The organism is Pseudomonas sp. LBUM1660, assembly GCF_059695935.1.
Genome location: NZ_CP166795.1, coordinates 714926 through 735726, shown reverse-complemented (window position 1 = coordinate 735726; position 20801 = coordinate 714926). Strand labels below are relative to the sequence as shown.

16 protein-coding genes are annotated in these 20801 nt (G+C 60.9%); 13 read left to right on the top strand and 3 right to left on the bottom strand.

The window, feature by feature from the left end:
- Window positions 1-12: 12 nt before the first annotated feature.
- The 3 genes from ACA068_RS03310 to ACA068_RS03300 form a co-directional block, all read right to left on the bottom strand.
- The gene (locus ACA068_RS03310; RefSeq protein WP_497307580.1) at window positions 13-384 is read right to left on the bottom strand and encodes a translation initiation factor Sui1; all 372 of its coding nucleotides are present in this window, start codon (window positions 382-384) and stop codon (window positions 13-15) included.
- A gap of 292 nt (window positions 385-676) precedes the next feature.
- Entirely contained in the window at window positions 677-1234 is a 558-nt protein-coding gene (locus ACA068_RS03305; RefSeq protein ID WP_497307578.1) for an NUDIX hydrolase, read from the bottom strand.
- A 3-nt stretch (window positions 1235-1237) separates the two neighbouring features.
- Entirely contained in the window at window positions 1238-2305 is a 1068-nt protein-coding gene (locus ACA068_RS03300) for a DUF2333 family protein (RefSeq protein ID WP_403102875.1), read from the bottom strand.
- A gap of 408 nt (window positions 2306-2713) precedes the next feature.
- Here ACA068_RS03300 and gcbA point away from each other — a divergent pair, with 408 nt between their 5' ends.
- From gcbA to ACA068_RS03235, 13 genes are all read left to right on the top strand, one after another.
- Window positions 2714-4384, top strand: a complete 1671-nt coding sequence (gene gcbA, locus ACA068_RS03295; protein WP_497307576.1) for a diguanylate cyclase GcbA — start codon at window positions 2714-2716, stop codon at window positions 4382-4384.
- Window positions 4385-4436: 52 nt separating this feature from the next.
- Window positions 4437-6383: a methyl-accepting chemotaxis protein gene (locus tag ACA068_RS03290; RefSeq protein WP_497307574.1), complete on the top strand. Its 1947-nt coding sequence runs from the start codon at window positions 4437-4439 to the stop codon at window positions 6381-6383.
- Window positions 6384-6551: 168 nt separating this feature from the next.
- Complete coding sequence (locus ACA068_RS03285) at window positions 6552-8303, top strand: protein-disulfide reductase DsbD (protein WP_497307572.1); 1752 nt, start codon at window positions 6552-6554, stop codon at window positions 8301-8303.
- Between the two features lie 131 nt (window positions 8304-8434).
- On the top strand, window positions 8435-8887 hold the full coding sequence (gene aroQ / locus ACA068_RS03280; protein WP_497307571.1) for a type II 3-dehydroquinate dehydratase: 453 nt from the start codon (window positions 8435-8437) through the stop codon (window positions 8885-8887).
- 48 nt (window positions 8888-8935) lie between these two features.
- Window positions 8936-9394 (top strand): acetyl-CoA carboxylase biotin carboxyl carrier protein, encoded by a 459-nt coding sequence (gene accB, locus ACA068_RS03275; protein WP_497307569.1) that lies wholly within the window; start codon window positions 8936-8938, stop codon window positions 9392-9394.
- A 17-nt stretch (window positions 9395-9411) separates the two neighbouring features.
- On the top strand, window positions 9412-10770 hold the full coding sequence (gene accC / locus ACA068_RS03270; protein ID WP_008153754.1) for an acetyl-CoA carboxylase biotin carboxylase subunit: 1359 nt from the start codon (window positions 9412-9414) through the stop codon (window positions 10768-10770).
- A 325-nt stretch (window positions 10771-11095) separates the two neighbouring features.
- Window positions 11096-11974: a 50S ribosomal protein L11 methyltransferase gene (prmA, locus tag ACA068_RS03265; RefSeq protein WP_497307567.1), complete on the top strand. Its 879-nt coding sequence runs from the start codon at window positions 11096-11098 to the stop codon at window positions 11972-11974.
- Between the two features lie 30 nt (window positions 11975-12004).
- Complete coding sequence (locus ACA068_RS03260; RefSeq protein ID WP_497307566.1) at window positions 12005-13222, top strand: DUF3426 domain-containing protein; 1218 nt, start codon at window positions 12005-12007, stop codon at window positions 13220-13222.
- A 185-nt stretch (window positions 13223-13407) separates the two neighbouring features.
- Window positions 13408-14418 (top strand): tRNA dihydrouridine synthase DusB, encoded by a 1011-nt coding sequence (gene dusB / locus ACA068_RS03255; RefSeq protein ID WP_056746229.1) that lies wholly within the window; start codon window positions 13408-13410, stop codon window positions 14416-14418.
- Window positions 14415-14735: a DNA-binding transcriptional regulator Fis gene (gene fis, locus ACA068_RS03250; protein WP_007907419.1), complete on the top strand. Its 321-nt coding sequence runs from the start codon at window positions 14415-14417 to the stop codon at window positions 14733-14735. Before dusB ends, fis begins: the two co-directional genes overlap by 4 nt.
- Before the next feature lie 81 nt (window positions 14736-14816).
- On the top strand, window positions 14817-16424 hold the full coding sequence (gene purH, locus ACA068_RS03245) for a bifunctional phosphoribosylaminoimidazolecarboxamide formyltransferase/IMP cyclohydrolase (protein ID WP_497307565.1): 1608 nt from the start codon (window positions 14817-14819) through the stop codon (window positions 16422-16424).
- 191 nt (window positions 16425-16615) lie between these two features.
- Window positions 16616-17911: a phosphoribosylamine--glycine ligase gene (gene purD, locus ACA068_RS03240; RefSeq protein ID WP_497307564.1), complete on the top strand. Its 1296-nt coding sequence runs from the start codon at window positions 16616-16618 to the stop codon at window positions 17909-17911.
- A 99-nt stretch (window positions 17912-18010) separates the two neighbouring features.
- Window positions 18011-20788 (top strand): hybrid sensor histidine kinase/response regulator, encoded by a 2778-nt coding sequence (locus tag ACA068_RS03235; protein ID WP_497307563.1) that lies wholly within the window; start codon window positions 18011-18013, stop codon window positions 20786-20788.
- Window positions 20789-20801: the final 13 nt, after the last annotated feature.

Here is a 20801-nt window from a genome sequence, read left to right as displayed (position 1 = left end):
TCACAGAGGCTGCTAGCCGCCGGACTTCTTCGCTTTGAAACCCAGCTTGATCAGTTCAGCCAAGAGTAGCTCGACATGATCGCCCTGGATTTCGATGATTCCGTCTTTCAACGCTCCCCCGGTACCACAGCGTTTCTTCAACGTGGTGGCCAGGTCCTTGAGCGCTTCTTCCGCCAACGGCACGCCGGTGATGGTGGTCACCGTCTTGCCGCCACGCCCCTTGCTTTCGCGACGTACGCGAGCGATGCCGTCGCCGGCAGGGATAACGGTCTGTTTGCAGATGCAGGAGTCCACCGGTTGACTGCAATCCGGGCAATGACGACCTGCGTCGGTGGAAAATACCAAGCCACCAAGGGCGGCGAAGGATGCGGCTTTTTTGGCCACCGGCAATCCTCTTGGGAGGACAAAGACTGGTCGCGGCAACTTGGGAAGCTGCCATCGACCGCGAAGCCCCACTCAGGCAGGGGCAGCGCTACTGAACCGGTACAGACTTGTAGGAGCGAAGCGTGCTCGCGAAGAACGCAAGGACGATGCATACAATCTGGATGCACGCGTTTTCGTTAACGTCCTTCGCGAGCACGCTTCGCTCCTACAGAGAGCAATGCTGGTTCAGTTTGAAAAGGTCGCGCAGTGTAACGGCAAAAAGCCGACTTGCTAAGAGCCAATCGGCGCCAATTTACAGCTCTTTTGCGACGTCCTCGCCACAGGCACGCAGATAGCGCTTCAACGCGGCCAGGGAGTCCGGGCAATAAGGCTTTTGCTGGATTTCCAGCATGACTTGATCGACGGGGATGAAACGCGCTTCCAGCACTTCTTCCGGTTGCAGGATCAACGGGCCGTCCCACACCGCCGAAAACGCCGAACACCAGAGGCGATTGCCGGTGTCCTCGAAGAAGAAGTGATCGTGGGCGGTCAACTCCACGCCGCTCACGCCCAGCTCTTCTTCCAGTTCACGTGCAGCCGATTCGGCATACGTCTCGGTGGCGAGCACCATGCCGCCCGCCGCCACATCCCAGTAACCGGGGTAAATGGCCTTGCTCAGGGTTCGACGATGAACGCACAGTTCACCGGCCGAGTTGAACAGCATGATGTAGGTGCCACGCCCGATCAGCCCGCGTTCGCGCAGGTCGGAGCGGACCAGGGCGCCGAGCAGGTTGTCCTGCTCGTCGACCCAGGCGATGTGTTCGGCATCCGAGGCCGCGCGATGGGCGGCCTCTTTGGCGTTATCCCCCATGACTCAGCCCTGATTGAGCAATTGACGCAGATCAATCACTGCGGCGTTGGCCCGGGAGATGTAATTGGCCATGACCAGCGAGTGGTTGGCCAGCACACCGAAGCCGCTGCCATTGAGGATCATCGGGCTCCAGACCGGCTCTTGCGAAGCTTCCAGCTCACGAATGATCTGACGCACGCTGACCGTGGCGTTCTTCTTGGCCAGCACATCGGCGAAGTCGACTTCGATGGCGCGCAGCAAGTGCGATAACGCCCAGGCCTGGCCGCGGGCTTCATAGAACACGTTGTCGATCTGCATCCACGGGGTTTCGACGATTTCTTCATCGACCTGCGGCACCTGACCCGGGGCCAGGACTTCGGTTTTCAGTGCGGTATTGAGCTTGACACGGCCGACGCTGGCCGACAGCCGTTGCGACAGCGAACCCAAACGGGTGCCGACATCGCCCAGCCAGTTGTTCAGGTTGTCGGCGCGGGCATAGAACAGTGCGCTTTTTTGACTCGGATCGGACAGACGCGCCTGATAACGGCTCAGGGAATTGATGCCTTCCTGGTATTCGGACTCACTGGAGGGCAGCACCCAGCTCTTGTTGTCGAAGTTGAAACGCGGCTCGGCCTTGGCCAGGTCGGCGTCTTCGGTGGACTGCGACTGGGAACGCGCGAAGTCTTTACGCATTGCACGACTCAGGTCGCGAACCTGGACCAATACGCCATATTCCCAGCTCGGCGTGTTGTCCATCCACAGGCCCGGCGGGAAACGGTCGTTGGAAATATAGCCACCTGGTTTGCTCAGCAACGTACCGGCAACGGTCTTGAGGGTTTCCACCGTGGTGTACCCGATGACCATCTGCTTGCCTTCTTTCTCGGCCGCCACTTGAGCATTCTGTTGAACCGGGAACAGCGCAGGCTCCTGGCTCCAATACCAACCCAGCCCTATCGTCACCAGCAGGTAAAGGCCAATCAACGTGGCCAGCGCCCGGCTGAACAACAGGCCGCCGACGTAACTGCGGGTGGCCGATTTCGGTTCAGCGGCACGTTCAGGCGCGCTGCCCGCGCGATTCTTCCAGTCCAGCATGGCGATATCCTTTCAATCACTTGAGTTCATCGGTTCGACCACAACCCTACGCCATCGTGCCTCGTTTGCCGCGTATTAATCGGGTCGAGGCGCCACTATAAATGAAGCACACACCTTTGTAGCAGCTGGCGTAGCCTGCGTTCGGCTGCGCAGCCGTCGTGAAATCAGGCAATGTGGTGTTTCAGGAATACCTCGCGCTCAGGTTTTACGACTGCTTCGCAGCCGAACGCAGGCTGCGCCAGCTGCTACATGATTGCGCACAGTGGCGAGCCTTTGCGACCAACCAGTCAGGAACTGAATGAGGCCGCTTTGCAGATTATTGACACACGACGCTCATGGGATTGAAAAGAGGTGCTAGCATAGAGCCACCAGTCGATCTCAGCATGCACCCTAACTAGTAGTCAGGATATGACCGAGCCAGAAGACCCCAGCCGTGAGCGCCTCAAGCACCACTTTGCCCAGCGGGTAATTCATCAGGCACGTCAGATTCTTGAGATATGGCAGCGCCTGCAACGCAGCGAGTGGTCCGCCACCGACTTGTCGGAACTGAGCGAGGCCAACCTGCGCCTGCTGCGGTTTGCCGAGCGTTTCGAACAACCGGAGCACACCCAACTGTCGCGCCACATAGGCCTGTCGCTGGAAGCTGTCGACGCCAATCGCGGACGCCTGAGCAGCGGACTGATCACTGACCTCAATCGCTTGATGCAGCGTCTGTCGCGCACTGGCCTGCGTCACGGCGATCAGCTCGAACAGACTTTCCTGCCACCGCTGCGCAAGCCGATCTACGTGATGCTGCAGGATCACGACCGCGCCGAGCGCCTGGCCAAGCAGCTGGAATTTTTCGGGCTCAGCGCCCAATCCCTGGACAGCGTCGCTGCGTTTCGCTCCTCGATGATCGAGCGCCTGCCCGCGGCGATCGTCATGGACGTGGACTTCAGTGGCACCGGTATCGGCCTGAAACTGGCCGCCGAAGCCCAGGTCGGACTGGACGAACCTTTACCGCTGCTGTTCTTCAGCCTGAACGAAACCGACACCCCGACCCGCCTCGCCGCCGTGCGCGCCGGTGGCCAGGAATTTCTCACCGGCACCCTCGAAGCCTCGAGCCTGTTGGAGAAGATCGAAGTCCTGACCTGTGTCGCCCAGTACGAACCTTATAAAGTGCTGATCATCGACGACTCCCGCGCCCAGGCCTTGCACACCGAGCGCCTGCTGAACAGCGCCGGCATTGTCACGCGCACCTTGATCGACCCGATTCAGGCCATGGCCGAACTGGCGGACTTTCAGCCGGACCTGATCATCCTCGACATGTACATGCCGACCTGCACCGGCACGGAACTGGCCAAGGTGATCCGTCACAACGACCGTTACGTCAGCGTGCCGATCATTTACCTGTCGGCCGAAGATGACCTGGACAAGCAACTCGACGCCATGAGCGAAGGCGGCGATGACTTCCTGACCAAACCGATCAAGCCTCGACACCTGATTACCACCGTGCGCAACCGCGCGGCGCGGGCACGCAATCTGAAAGCGCGGATGGTGCGCGACAGCCTGACCGGTTTGTACAACCACACCCACATCCTGCAATTGCTCGAAGACTGCAGCTTCCGCGCCCGCCGCGAGAGCAAGCCGTTGAGTTTTGCGATGCTCGACATCGACCACTTCAAACGGGTCAACGACAGCCACGGCCATCCCATGGGCGACCGGGTGATCAAGAGCCTGGCGCTGTTCCTCAAGCAGCGGCTGCGCAAGACCGATTTCATCGGCCGCTATGGCGGCGAAGAATTCGCCATTGTCATGCCGGACACCGATCTCGAAGCGGCCCACAAAGTGCTCGATGAGATCCGTCAGCGCTTTGCCGAAATCCACTACCCGGCCCAACCCCAGGACCTTTGGTGCACGTTCAGCGCCGGGGTGGTGGAGCTGTGCGAACACTCCGACAGCCTGATGATGGCCAGCCAGGCCGACGAAGCGCTGTACCGCGCCAAGGACGGTGGACGTAACCGCGTGCAGGCCGCGCGGACGTCAAAGCAAAGTGCCACTTTTTCATCGGAATGGACCCATTCGGTCATAACCCTGTAACAGAAACGCAATAACTTCAGGCACTTACCATTCTGCCGTTGGTACACCCGCGATGCGCCTGAAGCTGCTGACCAATCTCAACACCCTCCTTTTAGTCGCCGTGTGCGTGGCCCTTGGCGCGACGCTCTGGTGGTCACAAAAAGCCCTCGAACGCCCTTATCTGCTGATGGAGCGTTACCTCGGTTTGTCTCAGCAATTTCAAAATGAAGTGGCGCGCAACGTCGAGGATTACCTCGCCAGCGGCGATGCCCTGCGCCTGAGCAGCGCCAGCCAGGCTGTCGACGGCCTGCAAAAGGAACTCGCTGAGTTGCCGCCGGCCCTGGCCGACACCTTGCGTCCGAGCCTGTCGAACCTGAGTGAATTCAGCAAAACCGACCTGCTGGCTGCCGGAAAACTCGCCGGTGATCCTCAGGCGCTGCTGCTGCAAGCCGAACGCGAACTCGGCGCCAGCCTCGACCAGTTGAGCCAATACGCCAGCGGTAACGCGGCCTACCTCGCGCCCTTGCTCGCTGCGTCCCAGCACTTGGGCAAACTGTCGCTGGCCCGGGACAAACTGGTCAGCAGCGGCCGCAGTGAACTGGCCGCCGATGTCGAGCGCGAAGTCGCCAGCATCCGCGCGCAGGCTGACCTGATCGGCGCCTTGCCGCTGCTCGGGGTGGCCGCCAGCAGCGAATCCGGCACGGATGATTTCGCCGCAATGATGGGGCTGGAGAACACCGAAAAAGCCGTCGCCGAAGATGCCGGGGTCGGTCTCAAACGGGAACTCAACAGCCTGCTGACGCGTTACCCCGCTGAACTGGCGCGCACTCGCGAGCAGATCCAGAAACGCACCGACCTCAGCGCCGCGACACACCTGAAAATCGCCGACGTGCAGCAGGCCATTGCAGGCCTGGAGCCAGTGGTCCGCGCCCAGCACGGGCAGATCCAGGGCGAAGTGCGCTTGATGCAAGGCGTGATGATCGGCCTGATTCTGCTGATTGCCTTGTTGATCGACACCTTGCAACGGAAACTGGCCCGGACACTGACCAACCTCGCCCCAGCCCTTTCGACCTGGGCCGAAGGCGACTTCAGCCAGGACATTCAATTGGGCAAAACCAATCGCGAACTGCACGACATTGAAGCCTCGCTCAATCGCTTGCGCGCCTATCTGGTGGACCTGGTGGGGACCATTCGCCTCAATGCCGAGCAGGTGGCCTGCAGCAGCCGCACCCTGGCCGAGTTGAGCAACGACTTGCACAGCGGTGCCGAACACCAGGCGGGCGATACCGCGCTGATCCGTGATTCGCTGGGTGAACTGGAAGCAACGATTCAACAAGTTGCCGGCGATGCCAGCCAGGCCGCCGACGCCAGTCGTCACGCCGGATTGGCGGTCGAGCATGGTCAGCAAGTCATCGGCTTGAGCCTCACTGGCCTGCATGCGCTGGTAGGTGAAGTGCAAGGCAATGCGCAGATGATCGAGCACCTGGCTGAAGAGTCGGCGACCATCGGCGGCGTGCTGACGGTGATCCGCTCGATTGCCGACCAGACCAACCTGCTGGCCCTGAACGCAGCCATCGAAGCCGCCCGCGCCGGGGAGATGGGTCGTGGATTTGCGGTGGTGGCGGAGGAGGTTCGCTCACTGGCGCAACGCACCGCCGGGGCCACGGCAGAGATCCAGACCTTGATCGCCGGCCTGCAAGCCGCCGCGCGGCAATCGGTGGAAGGCATGCGCGCCCAGGTCGAACACGCCGAAGCCACGGCCAATCAAGCGCAAGCGGCCGACGGTGCCCTGGATAAAATCGTCGGGGCGATCCAGACCATTTCCGACACTGCCGTGCGCATTGCCGATGTCACTGCGCAGCAGAGTGGCGCCGTCAGTGAGATCCGCGATCACAGTGAGCGGATTCACCAGTTGGGTGGGGATAACTTGTTGCGCATCGGCGAGGGACGCGTGCAAGGGGAGAATTTGTTGGTGTTGGGTGGGCGACTGCATACAGCCGTTCAGGCCTTCCGCGTCTGACACACCCCAGCCCCCCGTAGGAGCGAGGCTTGCCCGCGAACCATACGATGCGGTCATTCGGACAAACCGCGTAATCGTTCTTCGCGGGCAAGCCTCGCTCCTACAGGGGCGGGGCAATCCGCGCGACTGTCCGCTATCATGCCCTCACTTTCGATACGCGAGATTGTCATGCGCCGCTTGCTCTGCCTGCTGCTTTTAGTGCTCGCCCTGCCGGCCACCGCCGCCGGGTTGCTGGAGAGTCGGCCCAGTTCCACCCTGGGCTCGATCAACAACAGCGCCGACTTCCTGCCGGTGCGCGAGGCGTTTCAGCTGCGTCTGGTCGACAGCACGCCGCAATCGATCAAGCTGCGGTTTGTCGCGACCGAGGGTTACTACCTCTATCGGCATCGCTTTCAGTTTCGCGCCGATCCTGCCGAAGTTGGCTTAGGCGCGGCGCAATTGCCCAAGGGCGAACAGAAGCACGATGAGTACTTTGGCGACGTCGAGGTCTATCACGGCGTGCTCGACGTCGAAGTGCCGCGCACCGATCCGCGCGCCTTCACGCTGGTCGTGACCTATCAGGGCTGCGCCGACAAAGGCCTGTGTTATCCGCCCGAAACCGAACGACTGAACATTGACGGCATTGGCGCACCGACGCCCGCCACCGCCCAGACCTGGACCTGGCGCGAGCTCGCCTTGTTCTTTCTTGCGGGTCTGGGGTTGACCTTCACCCCGTGCGTGTTGCCGATGCTGCCGATCCTCTCCGGCGTGGTATTGCGCGGCCAGGTCGGCGGGTTGCGCGGTTTCAATCTGTCGCTCGCTTACGTGCTGCCAATGGCTGCCTGTTTCGCCCTGCTGGGGGCATTGATGGGCCTGTTCGGCGCCCAGCTCAACCTTCAGGCGCGCCTGCAATCGGCGTGGGTGCTGGTGCCGTTCGCGATGTTTTTTGCGGTGTTTGCCCTCGCGATGTTCGGCGTGTTCGAACTCAAGTTGCCCCACGCCATCAGCAGTCGCCTGGACCGGATCGCCGGGCGCACCGAAGGCGGTTCGCTATGGGGCGCAGCGGTCCTGGGCGTGGTATCCAGCCTGCTGGTGTCGCCCTGCGTGTCGGCGCCGCTGGCCGGCGCGCTGCTTTACATCAGCGCCAGCGGCGATGCGCTGGGGGGTGGTTTGAAACTGTTCATGCTCGGCCTCGGCATGGGCGCGCCGCTGTTGCTTGTGGCCACCGGCGGCGCAGCCTGGCTGCCGAAAAGCGGGCCGTGGCTGGTCTATGTGAAAAATGCGATTGGCGTATTGCTGCTGGGGCTGGCGATCGGACTGGTCAGTCGCGTGTTGCCAGGGCAAATCACCTTGCTGCTGATCGGCTTGCTGGCCGGCGGCGTCGGCTTGTTCATGGGCGCGCTGGAGTTCGTCTACAAACCGCCGCGAAAACGCCTCGGCCAACTGCTCGGGATGTTCCTGCTGTTTTACGCACTGGCCTGTTGGTTCGGAGCGTTCAGCGGGCAGACCGACCCGCTCAACCCGATTGGCTCACCACGCATCATTGCCGGCAATGAACAGCCGCAAAACACCGGCGCCTGGCAAACCATCAGCACCCCGGCGGACCTGGATCGCGTCCTCGCCGACGCCCGATCCGCCGGCACCCCGCTGCTGCTCGACTGGTACGCCGACTGGTGCATCAGCTGCAAAGTCATCGAACGCGAAGTGCTCAACGACGCCACCGTCGTCGAACGACTGAAAGGCTATCGTCTCGTGCGCTTCGACATCACCGCCAGCAATGCCGAGCAACGCGCCTTGCTCGATCGCTACAAACTGTTCGGCCCTCCGGCCCTGATGTTTTTCGGCAAAGACGGTGTCGAACGGACCGATGTGCGAGTGATAGGCGAGATCAACGCGGCAGACTTCGCCGAACGTGTTGCGAAAGCAAATGACCGGATTTAACAAGCCGGTCACATATTTCGCGCAAACATCGGCTATCGTGCTGGCTATTGCATAGAACTGGACAGTCACAAAGGCTTTGCGGCATAGTCGCCGAGTTCTGACAACTGCACACAGATAACAAGGAACAGCAGATGGCGACGTTATTGGTTCTGCACGGCCCCAACCTGAACTTGCTCGGCACCCGCGAACCGGGTACCTACGGCGCTACGACACTGGCGCAGATCAACCAGGACCTGGAACGCCGTGCCCGTGAAGCCGGCCATCATTTGCTTTACCTGCAAAGCAACGCCGAGTACGAATTGATTGACCGCATCCACGCTGCCCGTGGCGAAGGTGTGGACTTCATTCTGATCAATCCAGCAGCTTTTACACACACAAGTGTCGCATTACGTGACGCGCTGCTGGCGGTGAGCATCCCATTCATCGAAGTGCATTTGTCTAACGTGCACAAACGCGAACCTTTCCGCCATCACTCTTACTTCTCCGACGTAGCGGTGGGAGTGATCTGCGGCCTTGGCGCCAGCGGTTATCGACTGGCCCTGGAGGCCGCACTAGAGCAGCTTGAAAGACAGGCAACGACTTGAACAACAAGCGTTAAACGCCCCTGACCGACCCTTGGGAGTTGATGATTCATGGATATCCGTAAAGTTAAGAAACTGATCGAACTGCTGGAAGAGTCCGGCATCGACGAGCTCGAGATCAAGGAAGGCGAAGAGTCCGTACGCATCAGCCGTCATAGCAAAACCCCGGCTCAGCAGTTCTACGCACCGGCTCCGATGCAACAGGCGCCTGCGCCAGTGGCTGCTGCTCCGGTCGCCGCTGCAGCGCCTGCTGCTCCGGCCGCGCCAGTGCTGAACGGCACCGTTGCCCGTTCGCCGATGGTCGGCACCTTCTATCGCAAATCTTCGCCAGGCTCGCCGTCCTTCGTTGAAGTCGGCCAGACCGTGAAGAAAGGCGACACTCTGTGCATCGTCGAAGCCATGAAGATGATGAACCACATCGAAGCTGAAACCAGCGGTGTGATCGAATCCATCCTCGTCGAAGACGGCCAGCCGGTTGAGTACGACCAACCGCTGTTCACCATCGTTTGAACCGCGGAGAGACTTTGATGACTGCGAAGTTGGAAAAAGTTCTGATCGCCAACCGCGGTGAGATCGCCCTGCGGATCCTGCGCGCCTGCAAAGAGATGGGCATCAAGACTGTCGCCGTTTACTCCAAGGCCGACAAAGAGCTGATGCACCTGGGCCTGGCAGACGAATCCGTCTGCATCGGTCCGGCCTCGGCCGCCCACTCTTACCTGCACATTCCGGCCATCATCGCCGCGGCTGAAGTGACCGGCGCCACCGCCATTCACCCAGGCTACGGTTTCCTTGCGGAAAACGCTGATTTCGCTGAACAGGTCGAGAACTCCGGCTTCGCGTTCATTGGCCCGAAAGCCGACACCATTCGCCTGATGGGCGACAAGGTATCGGCCAAGCACGCCATGATCGCGGCTGGCGTTCCAACTGTTCCGGGTTCCGACGGCCCACTGCCGGAAGACGAAGAAACCGCTCTGCGCATCGGTCGCGAAGTCGGTTACCCGGTGATCATCAAAGCCGCTGGCGGCGGTGGTGGTCGCGGCATGCGCGTTGTGCATAAAGAAGAAGACCTGATCTCCTTCGCCAAACTGACCCGCACCGAAGCAGGCGCTGCCTTTGGCAACCCGATGGTCTATCTGGAAAAATTCCTGACCAACCCACGTCACGTGGAAGTCCAGGTGCTTTCCGATGGCCAGGGCCACGCCATCCATCTGGGCGACCGCGATTGCTCACTGCAACGTCGTCACCAGAAGGTTCTCGAAGAAGCGCCAGCACCGGGCATCGACGAGAAGGCTCGTGCTGAAGTCCTCGCCCGCTGCGTCAAGGCGTGCATCGACATCAACTACCGTGGCGCGGGCACGTTCGAGTTCCTGTACGAGAACGGCGCGTTCTATTTCATCGAAATGAACACCCGCGTTCAGGTTGAACACCCGGTTTCGGAAATGGTCACCGGCATCGACATCGTCAAGGAGATGCTCAGCATCGCCGCTGGCAACAAGCTGTCGTACACCCAGGAAGACGTGGTTATCCGCGGTCATGCACTGGAATGCCGGATCAACGCCGAAGACCCGAAAACCTTCATGCCAAGCCCAGGCACGGTCAAGCATTTCCACGCTCCAGGCGGCAACGGCGTTCGCGTCGATTCGCACCTGTACAGCGGTTATGCCGTTCCGCCGAACTACGATTCGTTGATCGGCAAGCTGATCACCTACGGCGCAACCCGTGACGAAGCGTTGGCGCGCATGCGCAATGCGCTGGACGAAATCGTTGTCGACGGGATCAAGACCAACATCCCGCTGCACCGTGACCTGGTCCGCGATGAAGGCTTCTGCAAAGGTGGGATCAACATCCACTACCTGGAACACAAGCTGGCTGGCGAAAAGCACTAAGCTTTAGCCCGATCAACAAAGCCGCCCTAGGGCGGCTTTGTTGTTTCTGGAGATTGCTACGCACAGAAACCCTGTGGCGAGGGAGCTTGCTCCCGCTCGGCTGCGCAGCAACCGCAAACCATTCAACTTCGCTTTATCAGACTGATCCGACCTTGCCATTTTGGGAGCGCTTCGCGCTCCAGCGGGAGCAAGCTCCCTCGCCACAGGTGATTTGTTAACCGCTGAACCCTGGCAACCCGGTCGTCTTCTGTCGCGCGCTCGCGTAAACTTGCGCGCTTCTCGCAGCCCGCTAGGCTGCAATCAATATTTTTCAAAGGTGCCCGCCATGCCTTGGCTGCAAGTCCGTCTCGCCATCAGCCCAGAACAAGCCGAAACCTACGAAGACGCTTTCCTTGAAGTGGGCGCCGTATCGGTGACGTTCATGGACGCCGAAGACCAGCCGATCTTCGAGCCGGAACTCAATACCACGCCGCTGTGGTCGCACACGCACCTGCTGGCCCTGTTCGAAGGCGGCACCGAAGCGGCCAGCGTGCTGGCTCATCTTGAGTTGCTGACCGGCAGCCCGCTGCCCGAGCATCACAGCGAAGTCATCGAAGACCAGGACTGGGAACGCAGCTGGATGGACGATTTTCAGCCAATGCGCTTCGGCCAACGCCTGTGGATCGTTCCAAGCTGGCACGCTGCCCCTGAACCCGACGCCGTGAACATTCTGCTGGACCCGGGCCTGGCGTTCGGCACCGGCACCCACCCGACCACAGCACTGTGCCTGGAGTGGCTCGACGGTCAGGACCTCAAAGACTGCAACGTCCTCGACTTCGGTTGCGGTTCGGGGATTCTGGCGATTGCCGCCCTGCTGCTGGGTGCCAAGGAAGCCGTCGGCACCGACATCGACGTCCAGGCGCTGGAAGCTTCCCGCGACAACGCCGGGCGCAACAACATTGCCGACGCGCTCTTCCCGCTGTATCTGCCGGAAGATCTGCCACAGGTTCAGGCCGACGTGCTGGTGGCCAACATTCTGGCCGGACCGCTGGTTTCCCTGGCGCCGCAATTGTCCAGCCTGGTCAAGCCCGGTGGTCGTCTGGCGTTGTCGGGCATCCTCGCCGAGCAAGGCGAAGAAGTCGCCAAAGCCTACGCTCAAGACTTCGATCTGGACCCGATCGCCAATCGCGATGGCTGGGTGCGCATCACTGGCCGTCGGCGCTAGAATGAGCGCCTGCATAAACCGGATCGCCGCATGACCGACAGCTTCGTCACCCAGTGCCCGCATTGCCAAACCAGCTTCCGCGTCAACCATGCTCAATTGAGCGTGGCCCGTGGAGTGGTTCGTTGCGGCTCGTGCTTGCAGGTATTCAACGCCGCCAAGCAGCTGCTTGAGCAACGGGCCGGCAAGGAAGCGATCAAACCGGTCGCCCCGGCCATTGTCGAACCGCCAGCACAGCGTGCCATCAGCCAAAAGCAATGGACCGCTGCCGAAATGGATCTGGACAGCCTGGACCTGGACGAAGAACTCGCCCGGCTCGAACAACGGGAAATCCAGCCGACCACGGAATTCGGCCGGCACCGCGAAGACGGTCTCAGCGCTCGGCGCGACTCTGTGGAGCACGACGAAGAGCCCTGGTCAGACAGCCTCTTCAGCGAATCGGCGGCCGATCGCGCCCAGGCGGTCGAAGCCGACCAACGGGAAACGCAGACAGAACCGGGCAAGCACTCGCGCACTGAACCTTCGTTCTCGCTGGAACCGGTTGATCTGGACGACGAGCCCCAGGTGCCGCAACTGCGCCTGAATGATCCACTCGACGTGCCCCTGCACCATGATCGTCTATCGGCAACCGATGTACCTGACGACGACCGGCCCCCAATTGTCCCTTTGCGCAAGCGACACGAACGCAGCGAGTCGACCGAACGTGCCGACGCCTTGCAGGACTTGACCGACGACCCGCTGCAACTGGATTGGCAACAACGTCGCTCCCCCTGGGGCCGACGGCTTTTCTGGCTGCTGCTGGTCCTGCTCGGTACCGCCGCTCTCGCCGGCCAATACATCGCTTACCACTTCGACGAACTGGCGCGCCAGGATCAGTACCGTCCGTGGTTTCAGCAACTGTGCCCGCAAGTCGGCTGCACGGTGCCATCGAAAGTTGATATCGCGAAAATCAAAAGCAGCAACCTGGTGGTCCGCAGCCACCCTGAATTCAACGGTGCCTTGGTGGTCGATGCAATCATCTACAACCGTGCGCCCTTCTCCCAGCCCTTCCCGCTGCTGGAACTGCGTTTCGCCGACCTTAACGGCCACCTGATCGCCAGCCGTCGCTTCAAGCCCGGCGAGTACCTCAACGGCGACCTCGAAGGCCTGGCAGAGATGCCGCCGCAAACGCCGATCCACATCGCACTGGATATCCTCGATCCAGGCTCCAAAGCGGTGAATTACAGCCTGAGCTTCCACTCACCCGAGTGAAACGCTTCAGTGTTACCGCTTTGGCGGCATATTTCTGACTTTGACCGCTCAGCCCAAACCGCTGGCGATAACAGAATTACTGTTCAGATTTTGTTCAATTCAGCCTTTATCCAGTCATCGAGAGCGGGTATCATGCCAACCCTTTTTCGAACTCTCATGATCCGGCCCCACAACAGGGAAGTCCTATGTCGGCGGTACGCATCGGTCCATATACATTGCACAACGGCTTGATTCTCGCCCCCATGGCGGGCGTCACCGACCAGCCCTTTCGTCAGCTGTGCAAGCGACTGGGCGCAGGGCTTGTAGTCTCGGAAATGGTCACCAGCGACATGAGCTTGTGGAACACCCGCAAATCGCGGATGCGCATGATCCACGAAGGTGATCCCGAGCCCCGCTCGGTCCAGATCGCCGGTGGTGATGCACAGATGCTGGCGGATGCGGCCCGGGCCAACGTCGAACTGGGCGCACAGATTATTGACATCAACATGGGCTGTCCGGCGAAGAAGGTCTGCAACAAGGCCGCGGGTTCCGCCCTGTTGAAGGATGAGGCACTGGTGACCGAGATCCTGCAGGCCGTCGTGGCTGCGGTTGATGTGCCGGTCACCTTGAAGATCCGTACCGGCTGGGACCGGGACAACAAGAACGGTCTGACGGTGGCGAAGATCGCCGAGCAGGCAGGCATTACGGCGCTGGCGGTCCATGGTCGCACCCGTGCCGACCTGTACACCGGTGAAGCCGAGTACGACACCATTGCCGCGATCAAGCAGGCGGTGTCGATTCCGGTCTTTGCCAACGGCGATATCGATTCGCCCGAGAAGGCCCGGTACGTGCTCGACGCGACCGGTGCCGATGGCCTGCTGGTAGGCCGGGCCGCCCAGGGGCGGCCGTGGATTTTTCGTGAGATCGATCATTTCCTGCGTACCGGCGAAAAACTCCCGGCGCTGGAATTGATCGAGGTGGAACGCATTCTGCTAGAGCATCTGGCTGCGCTGCACGTCTTCTATGGAGACGTGATGGGCGTCCGTATCGCTCGAAAGCATGTGGGCTGGTATCTCGCAACCTTGCCGGGCGCCAGGGAGTTTCGCGCCCACTTCAATCGTTTGGAAGATACGGAAGCACAATGCGCCAACGTTCAGGGCTTCTTCGCCGAACGTTACAAGAGCCTGACAGGGGACGGAGAAGGGGTGGCCGCATGACGATGATGACCGAGACTTTAGTGAGTGGAACAACACCCGTGAGCGACAACGTGAATTTGAAACAGCACCTCAATACGCCGAGCGAAGAAGGTCAGACCCTTCGCGGGAGTGTCGAGAAGGCGCTGCACAATTATTTCGCCCACCTTGAGGGCGCTGCCGTCACGGATGTGTACAACCTGGTGCTCTCCGAAGTCGAGGCGCCCCTGCTCGAGTGCGTGATGAACTACGTCAAGGGCAACCAGACCAAGGCCAGCGAGCTGCTCGGTCTGAACCGAGGCACGCTGCGCAAGAAACTCAAGCAGTACGATTTGCTGTAAGCATTCAATCAAACCAGAAAGGCGCCCGCGTAAAAACGGTCGCCTTTTTTGCTGACTCCTTTGCTTTTGATGGAAATTGAAATGACCGACCAGACTACCCGCCTGCCGATCCGCCGCGCCTTGATCAGCGTTTCCGACAAGACCGGGATCCTCGAATTCGCCAAAGAGCTTGAAGCCCTGGGCGTCGAGATCCTCTCCACCGGCGGAACGTTCAAGCTGCTGCGCGACAACGGTGTTGCCGCAGTGGAAGTCGCGGATTACACCGGTTTCGCAGAAATGATGGACGGTCGGGTGAAAACCCTGCACCCGAAAATCCACGGCGGGATCCTCGGTCGTCGCGGTATCGATGACGCCATCATGAACGAGCACGGCATCAAGCCGATCGATCTGGTCGCGGTCAACCTGTACCCGTTCGAAGCCACCATCAACAAGCCAGGCTGCGACCTGCCGACCGCTGTCGAAAACATCGACATCGGCGGCCCGACCATGGTCCGTTCGGCAGCCAAAAACCATAAAGACGTGGCCATCGTGGTGAACGCCAGCGATTACGCCAACGTACTGGAAAGCCTGAAGGCCGGCGGCCTGACCTACGCTCAGCGTTTCGACCTGATGCTCAAGGCTTTCGAACACACCGCCGCCTATGACGGCATGATCGCCAACTACATGGGCACCGTGAACCAGGCCGCTGAGACCCTCAGCACCGAAGGTCGCAGCGAGTTCCCGCGCACCTTCAACAGCCAGTTCGTCAAGGCTCAGGAAATGCGCTACGGCGAGAACCCGCACCAGAGCGCGGCGTTCTACGTTGAAACCAAGCCTGCGGAAGTCGGTATCGCCACCGCGACCCAACTGCAAGGCAAAGAACTGTCATACAACAACGTGGCCGACACCGACGCCGCGCTGGAATGCGTGAAGAGCTTCGTCAAGCCAGCCTGCGTGATCGTCAAGCACGCCAACCCGTGCGGCGTGGCTGTGAGCCCGGACGCCGAAGGCGGCATCCGCCAGGCCTATGAACTGGCCTACGCCACCGACACCGAGTCGGCGTTCGGCGGCATCATCGCGTTCAACCGCGAGCTGGATGCTGAAACCGCCAAGGCCATCGTCGAGCGTCAGTTCGTCGAAGTGATCATCGCCCCAAGCGTCAGCGAAGAAGCCCGCGCCATCGTGGCGGCAAAAGCCAACGTGCGCCTGCTGGCCTGCGGCGAGTGGTCGGCTGATCGCGCCGCTGCCTGGGACTACAAACGCGTCAACGGTGGTCTGCTGGTGCAGAGCCGCGACATCGGCATGATCGGCGCCGATGACCTGAAAGTCGTGACCAAGCGCGCCCCGACCGAACAGGAAATCCACGACCTGATCTTCGCCTGGAAAGTTGCCAAGTACGTTAAGTCCAACGCCATCGTCTACGCCAAGAACCGTCAGACCATCGGTGTCGGCGCTGGCCAGATGAGCCGCGTGAACTCTGCGCGTATCGCCGCGATCAAGGCTGAACACGCCGGTTTGCAGGTGGCAGGCTCGGTGATGGCCTCCGACGCGTTCTTCCCGTTCCGCGACGGCTTGGATAACGCGGCCAAGGTTGGCATCACTGCGGTGATCCAGCCAGGCGGCTCGATGCGTGATGCGGAAGTGATTGCTGCTGCTGATGAAGCCGGCATAGCCATGGTATTCACCGGCATGCGCCACTTCCGTCACTGATTTTTGCTCTTTGCTTCTGTAGGAGCGAGGCTTGCCCGCGAAGAGGACGCTGCGGTGCAACTGCAATACCGAGGTGAGGCCTTCGCGGGCAAGCCTCGCTCCTACAGGTTCGGTGCACGGCGGATACCGCGCATCGTTAGCCAGGCAGCTGAGGCTGCTCCACAGAATTAGCGTCATCCGAGGTTTTTGAAATGAATGTTTTGATCATTGGCAGCGGTGGCCGTGAACACGCACTGGCCTGGAAAGTGGCTCAGGATCCGCGCGTGCAGAAAGTGTTCGTTGCCCCGGGCAACGCCGGCACCGCCATTGAAGCCAAGTGCGAGAACGTCGCTATCGACGTGCTGGCCCTTGAGCAACTGGCCGATTTTGCCGAGAAGAACGTCTCCCTGACCATCGTTGGCCCGGAAGTGCCTCTGGTCGCTGGCGTCGTCGATCTGTTCCGCTCCCGTGGCCTGGATTGCTTCGGTCCGACGGCCGGTGCGGCCCAGTTGGAAGGTTCAAAAGCCTTCACCAAGGACTTCCTGGCGCGCCACAAGATCCCGACAGCCGACTATCAGAACTTCACCGAGATCGAGCCGGCCCTGGCTTATCTGCGTGAAAAAGGTGCACCGATCGTGATCAAGGCCGATGGCCTGGCCGCCGGTAAAGGCGTGATCGTTGCCATGACCCTGGCCGAAGCCGAAGACGCCGTGCGCGACATGCTCGCGGGCAACGCATTCGGCGACGCCGGTTCGCGGGTCGTGATCGAAGAATTCCTGGATGGCGAAGAGGCCAGCTTCATCGTCATGGTCGACGGCAAGAACGTGCTGCCGATGGCTACCAGCCAGGACCACAAACGCGTCGGCGACGGCGACACCGGCCCGAACACCGGCGGCATGGGTGCCTACTCCCCTGCCCCGGTCGTGACCGCTGAAGTCCACAAGCGCGTCATGGACCTGGTGATCTGGCCGACCGTGCGCGGCATGGCCGATGAAGGTAACGTCTACACCGGTTTCCTGTATGCCGGCCTGATGATCGACAAGGCTGGTAACCCAAAAGTTATCGAGTTCAACTGCCGTTTCGGTGATCCTGAGACCCAACCGGTGATGCTGCGTTTGCAGTCGAGCCTGGTGTTGCTGGTCGAAGCGGCCCTGGCGCAAGCCCTGGACAAGGTCGAAGCGCAATGGGATCCACGTCCGAGCGTCGGTATCGTGCTGGCGGCTGGCGGTTATCCTGGCGACTACGCTAAAGGCGTCGCCATCAACGGCCTGGATGCAGCCTCCGCACTGGAAGGCAAAGTCTTCCACGCCGGCACTGCGCTCAAGGACGGTCAAGTGGTGACCGCCGGTGGTCGCGTGCTTTGCGCTACCGCCATGGGCGCCAGCGTTGATGCTGCCCAGCAACAGGCTTACAAACTGGCGGCAAAGATTGATTGGGAAGGCTGTTTCTATCGCAAGGACATTGGCTACCGTGCCATTGCCCGCGAGCGTGGCGAAAATCAGGAATAAGCGATCCGTTCGGCAGGGCTTGGGCTTCAAGCCCTTGCCGGACTGTTCCGACGCCGCGCATAGTTATAATCTGGCATCAACCTACGAAGGGATTTCGCCGTGCGCTGGCTCAGGATTGCCATAGGTTTTACTGTCACGCTGCTGACCTTGCTCTGCATGCTCCCGGCACAGGCCGCGCAAGGCAGTGGCTGGGCGGTATTGCTTGACGAACAGGGCGACCTGCAGCTGAGCGACATCCGTTCCGCGCGCTACACCAATCAATTCAGCCCCATCGAACTCGACCGCCTCACCGCGGCCGAGCCCGAAGGTGCATTGTGGCTACGCTTTCGGCTGGCGCCCGGCAAGCACGAACAATTGCTGCGAGTGTTCGCCCCCGACCTGTCGCGCCTCAATCTGTATGTGCTCGACGGCGACACGCTGATCGATCAACTGAACACCGGCACCGGGCAGCCCCAGGCTGACCGTCCCCTGCCCAGCAGCGATTTCATGTTGCCGCTGCCGCAAAGCGACAAACCTCTCGACGTCTACCTGCGGCTGGTGTCAGAACACCAGTTACGGCCGTACATCACCCTGCAATCGGCGATCATGACCGCGGCCAATCAGAACCAGATGCTGATTTACGGCCTGCTGTTCGGTTGCATCGGCATGCTGATCCTGCACAACCTCGTCCGCTATGCCTATACCCGCTCACGCAGCAGCCTCTGGCTGGCCGGATGCGAAGCGTTGTTGATGCTCAGCCTGTTGCTGTTACTGAATCTGGCAGGACCATGGCTACCCAACTGGCACGCGGTGCAGACGCCCGGCGCTTATCTCGCCTTGCTGCTGACGGCGCCGTGCGGCCTGATGTTCGCCTATCGTTTCTTCGCCCCGCTCGGGTCGCACCCGCTGAACAAGCTGCTGCTGGGGGACATTCTGTTCATCGTGGCCTGCGGCTTGCTGCTGTTGTTCGTCAACACGCTGCCGCTGAACATCATTACCTACGCCCTGGTCGCCCTGGCGGGCCTGAGCATGTTGTTCGTCGGTGCCTACCATTGGCAAAAAGGCTATCGCCCGGCGCGCCTGTTTGTGGCGGCGATGGTGGTGTTCAACATCGGCACGCTGATCATGTTGCCCGCCCTGTTGGGGCTGACGCTGGTCGCGCCGCAGGGCTTGATCATGACGCTGCTGGCGTTCATCTGCATCAGCGGCCTGTTGATGAGCATTGCGTTGGGCGAACGTCAGCGCAGCATCACCGAAGATCGTTTCAGCGTCAGCCGCGACCTGGCGGCCAGCAACGCCGAGATCAACGCCAAGGCCGAGTTCCTGGCGAAGATCAGCCACGAAATCCGTACCCCGATGAACGGCGTACTGGGCATGACCGAATTGCTGTTGGGGACGCCACTGTCGGTCAAGCAGCGTGACTATGTGCAGACCATCCATAGCGCCGGTAACGAACTGCTGACCCTGATCAACGAGATTCTCGACATCTCCAAGCTCGAGTCCGGGCAAATCGAACTGGACGACGTTCAATTCGATCTCAATGCCCTGATCGAAGACTGCCTGAGCATCTTCCGCGCCAAGGCCGAACAGCAGAACGTCGAGCTGATAAGCTTCATCCAGCCGCAAGTGCCGCGGGTCATCAGCGGTGACCCGACGCGTTTGCGCCAGACCTTGCTGAGCCTGCTGGAAAACGCCCTGAAGAAAACCGAAGAAGGCGAGATCCTGATCGTCGTCGCCCTCGATGAACGCAGCGCCAAACCGCGCCTGCGCATCGCCGTGCAAGACAGTGGCGTGCCGATGGAGGCCGAAGAACGCGACGCCCTGATGCACGCCGAACTGCACAGCAAGCACTTCCTCTCGGCGACCAGCCTGGGCGGCAACCTGGGGCTGGTGATTGCGCGTCAGTTGATCCGTTTGATGCAAGGGGAATTCGGCATCAAGAGCGGCGCCAATCAGGGCAGCACCTTGTGGCTGACCCTGCCCCTGGACCCTGATCGTCTCGAACACCCGACCTCAGACCTCGACGGACCGCTGCAAGGTGCGCGTGTGCTGGTTGTGGACGATAACGACACCTGTCGCAAAGTATTGGTGCAGCAGTGCAGCGCCTGGGGCCTGAATGTCAGCGCCGTGCCGTCCGGCAAAGAGGCACTGGCGTTGCTGCGCACCAAGGCTCACCTGCGCGATTATTTCGACGTGGTCCTGCTTGACCAGAACATGCCCGGCATGACCGGCATGCAACTGGCGGCCAAGATCAAGGAAGACCCGAGCCTGAACCACGACATTCTGCTGATCATGCTCACCGGTATCAGCAACGCGCCGAGCAAGATCATCGCGCGCAATTGCGGGATAAAACGCATCCTCGCCAAACCGGTGGCCGGCTACACCCTCAAGACCACTCTGGCGGACGAACTGAATCAGCGCAACAAGGGCCCGGCCGTCTCGCCGCACCTGCCCTCCGGTCCGACGCTTCCGGTCAAGGTCCCGAGTGATTTCCGCATTCTGGTGGCCGAAGATAACAACATCTCGACCAAGGTGATTCGCGGCATGCTCGGCAAACTCAACCTGCAACCGGACACCGCCAGCAATGGCGAAGAAGCCTTGCAGGCGATGAAAGCCCAGCGCTACGACCTGGTCCTGATGGATTGTGAGATGCCGATCCTCGATGGCTTCTCTGCTACCCAGCAGTTACGTGCCTGGGAAGTCGGCAACCAGCGGATTCGCACCCCGGTGGTGGCGTTGACCGCGCACATCCTTGCCGAGCACAAAGAGCGCGCGCGCCAGGCCGGCATGGACGGGCACATGGCCAAACCGGTCGAACTGTCGCAATTGCGCGATTTGATCGAGCATTGGGTTGCACAACGGGATCAGCAGAACCGGGCGACGGCACCGGCCTCTTGAGCCGACAGACCTT

Coding starts and splice junctions, on each gene's coding strand:
- ACA068_RS03305 (WP_497307578.1), bottom strand. CDS start 1,234: ATGGGGGATAACGCCAAAGAGGCCGCCCATCGCGCGGCCTCGGATGCC.
- ACA068_RS03300 (WP_403102875.1), bottom strand. CDS start 2,305: ATGCTGGACTGGAAGAATCGCGCGGGCAGCGCGCCTGAACGTGCCGCT.
- gcbA (WP_497307576.1), top strand. CDS start 2,714: ATGACCGAGCCAGAAGACCCCAGCCGTGAGCGCCTCAAGCACCACTTT.
- ACA068_RS03290 (WP_497307574.1), top strand. CDS start 4,437: ATGCGCCTGAAGCTGCTGACCAATCTCAACACCCTCCTTTTAGTCGCC.
- ACA068_RS03285 (WP_497307572.1), top strand. CDS start 6,552: ATGCGCCGCTTGCTCTGCCTGCTGCTTTTAGTGCTCGCCCTGCCGGCC.
- aroQ (WP_497307571.1), top strand. CDS start 8,435: ATGGCGACGTTATTGGTTCTGCACGGCCCCAACCTGAACTTGCTCGGC.
- accB (WP_497307569.1), top strand. CDS start 8,936: ATGGATATCCGTAAAGTTAAGAAACTGATCGAACTGCTGGAAGAGTCC.
- accC (WP_008153754.1), top strand. CDS start 9,412: ATGACTGCGAAGTTGGAAAAAGTTCTGATCGCCAACCGCGGTGAGATC.
- prmA (WP_497307567.1), top strand. CDS start 11,096: ATGCCTTGGCTGCAAGTCCGTCTCGCCATCAGCCCAGAACAAGCCGAA.
- ACA068_RS03260 (WP_497307566.1), top strand. CDS start 12,005: ATGACCGACAGCTTCGTCACCCAGTGCCCGCATTGCCAAACCAGCTTC.
- dusB (WP_056746229.1), top strand. CDS start 13,408: ATGTCGGCGGTACGCATCGGTCCATATACATTGCACAACGGCTTGATT.
- fis (WP_007907419.1), top strand. CDS start 14,415: ATGACGATGATGACCGAGACTTTAGTGAGTGGAACAACACCCGTGAGC.
- purH (WP_497307565.1), top strand. CDS start 14,817: ATGACCGACCAGACTACCCGCCTGCCGATCCGCCGCGCCTTGATCAGC.
- purD (WP_497307564.1), top strand. CDS start 16,616: ATGAATGTTTTGATCATTGGCAGCGGTGGCCGTGAACACGCACTGGCC.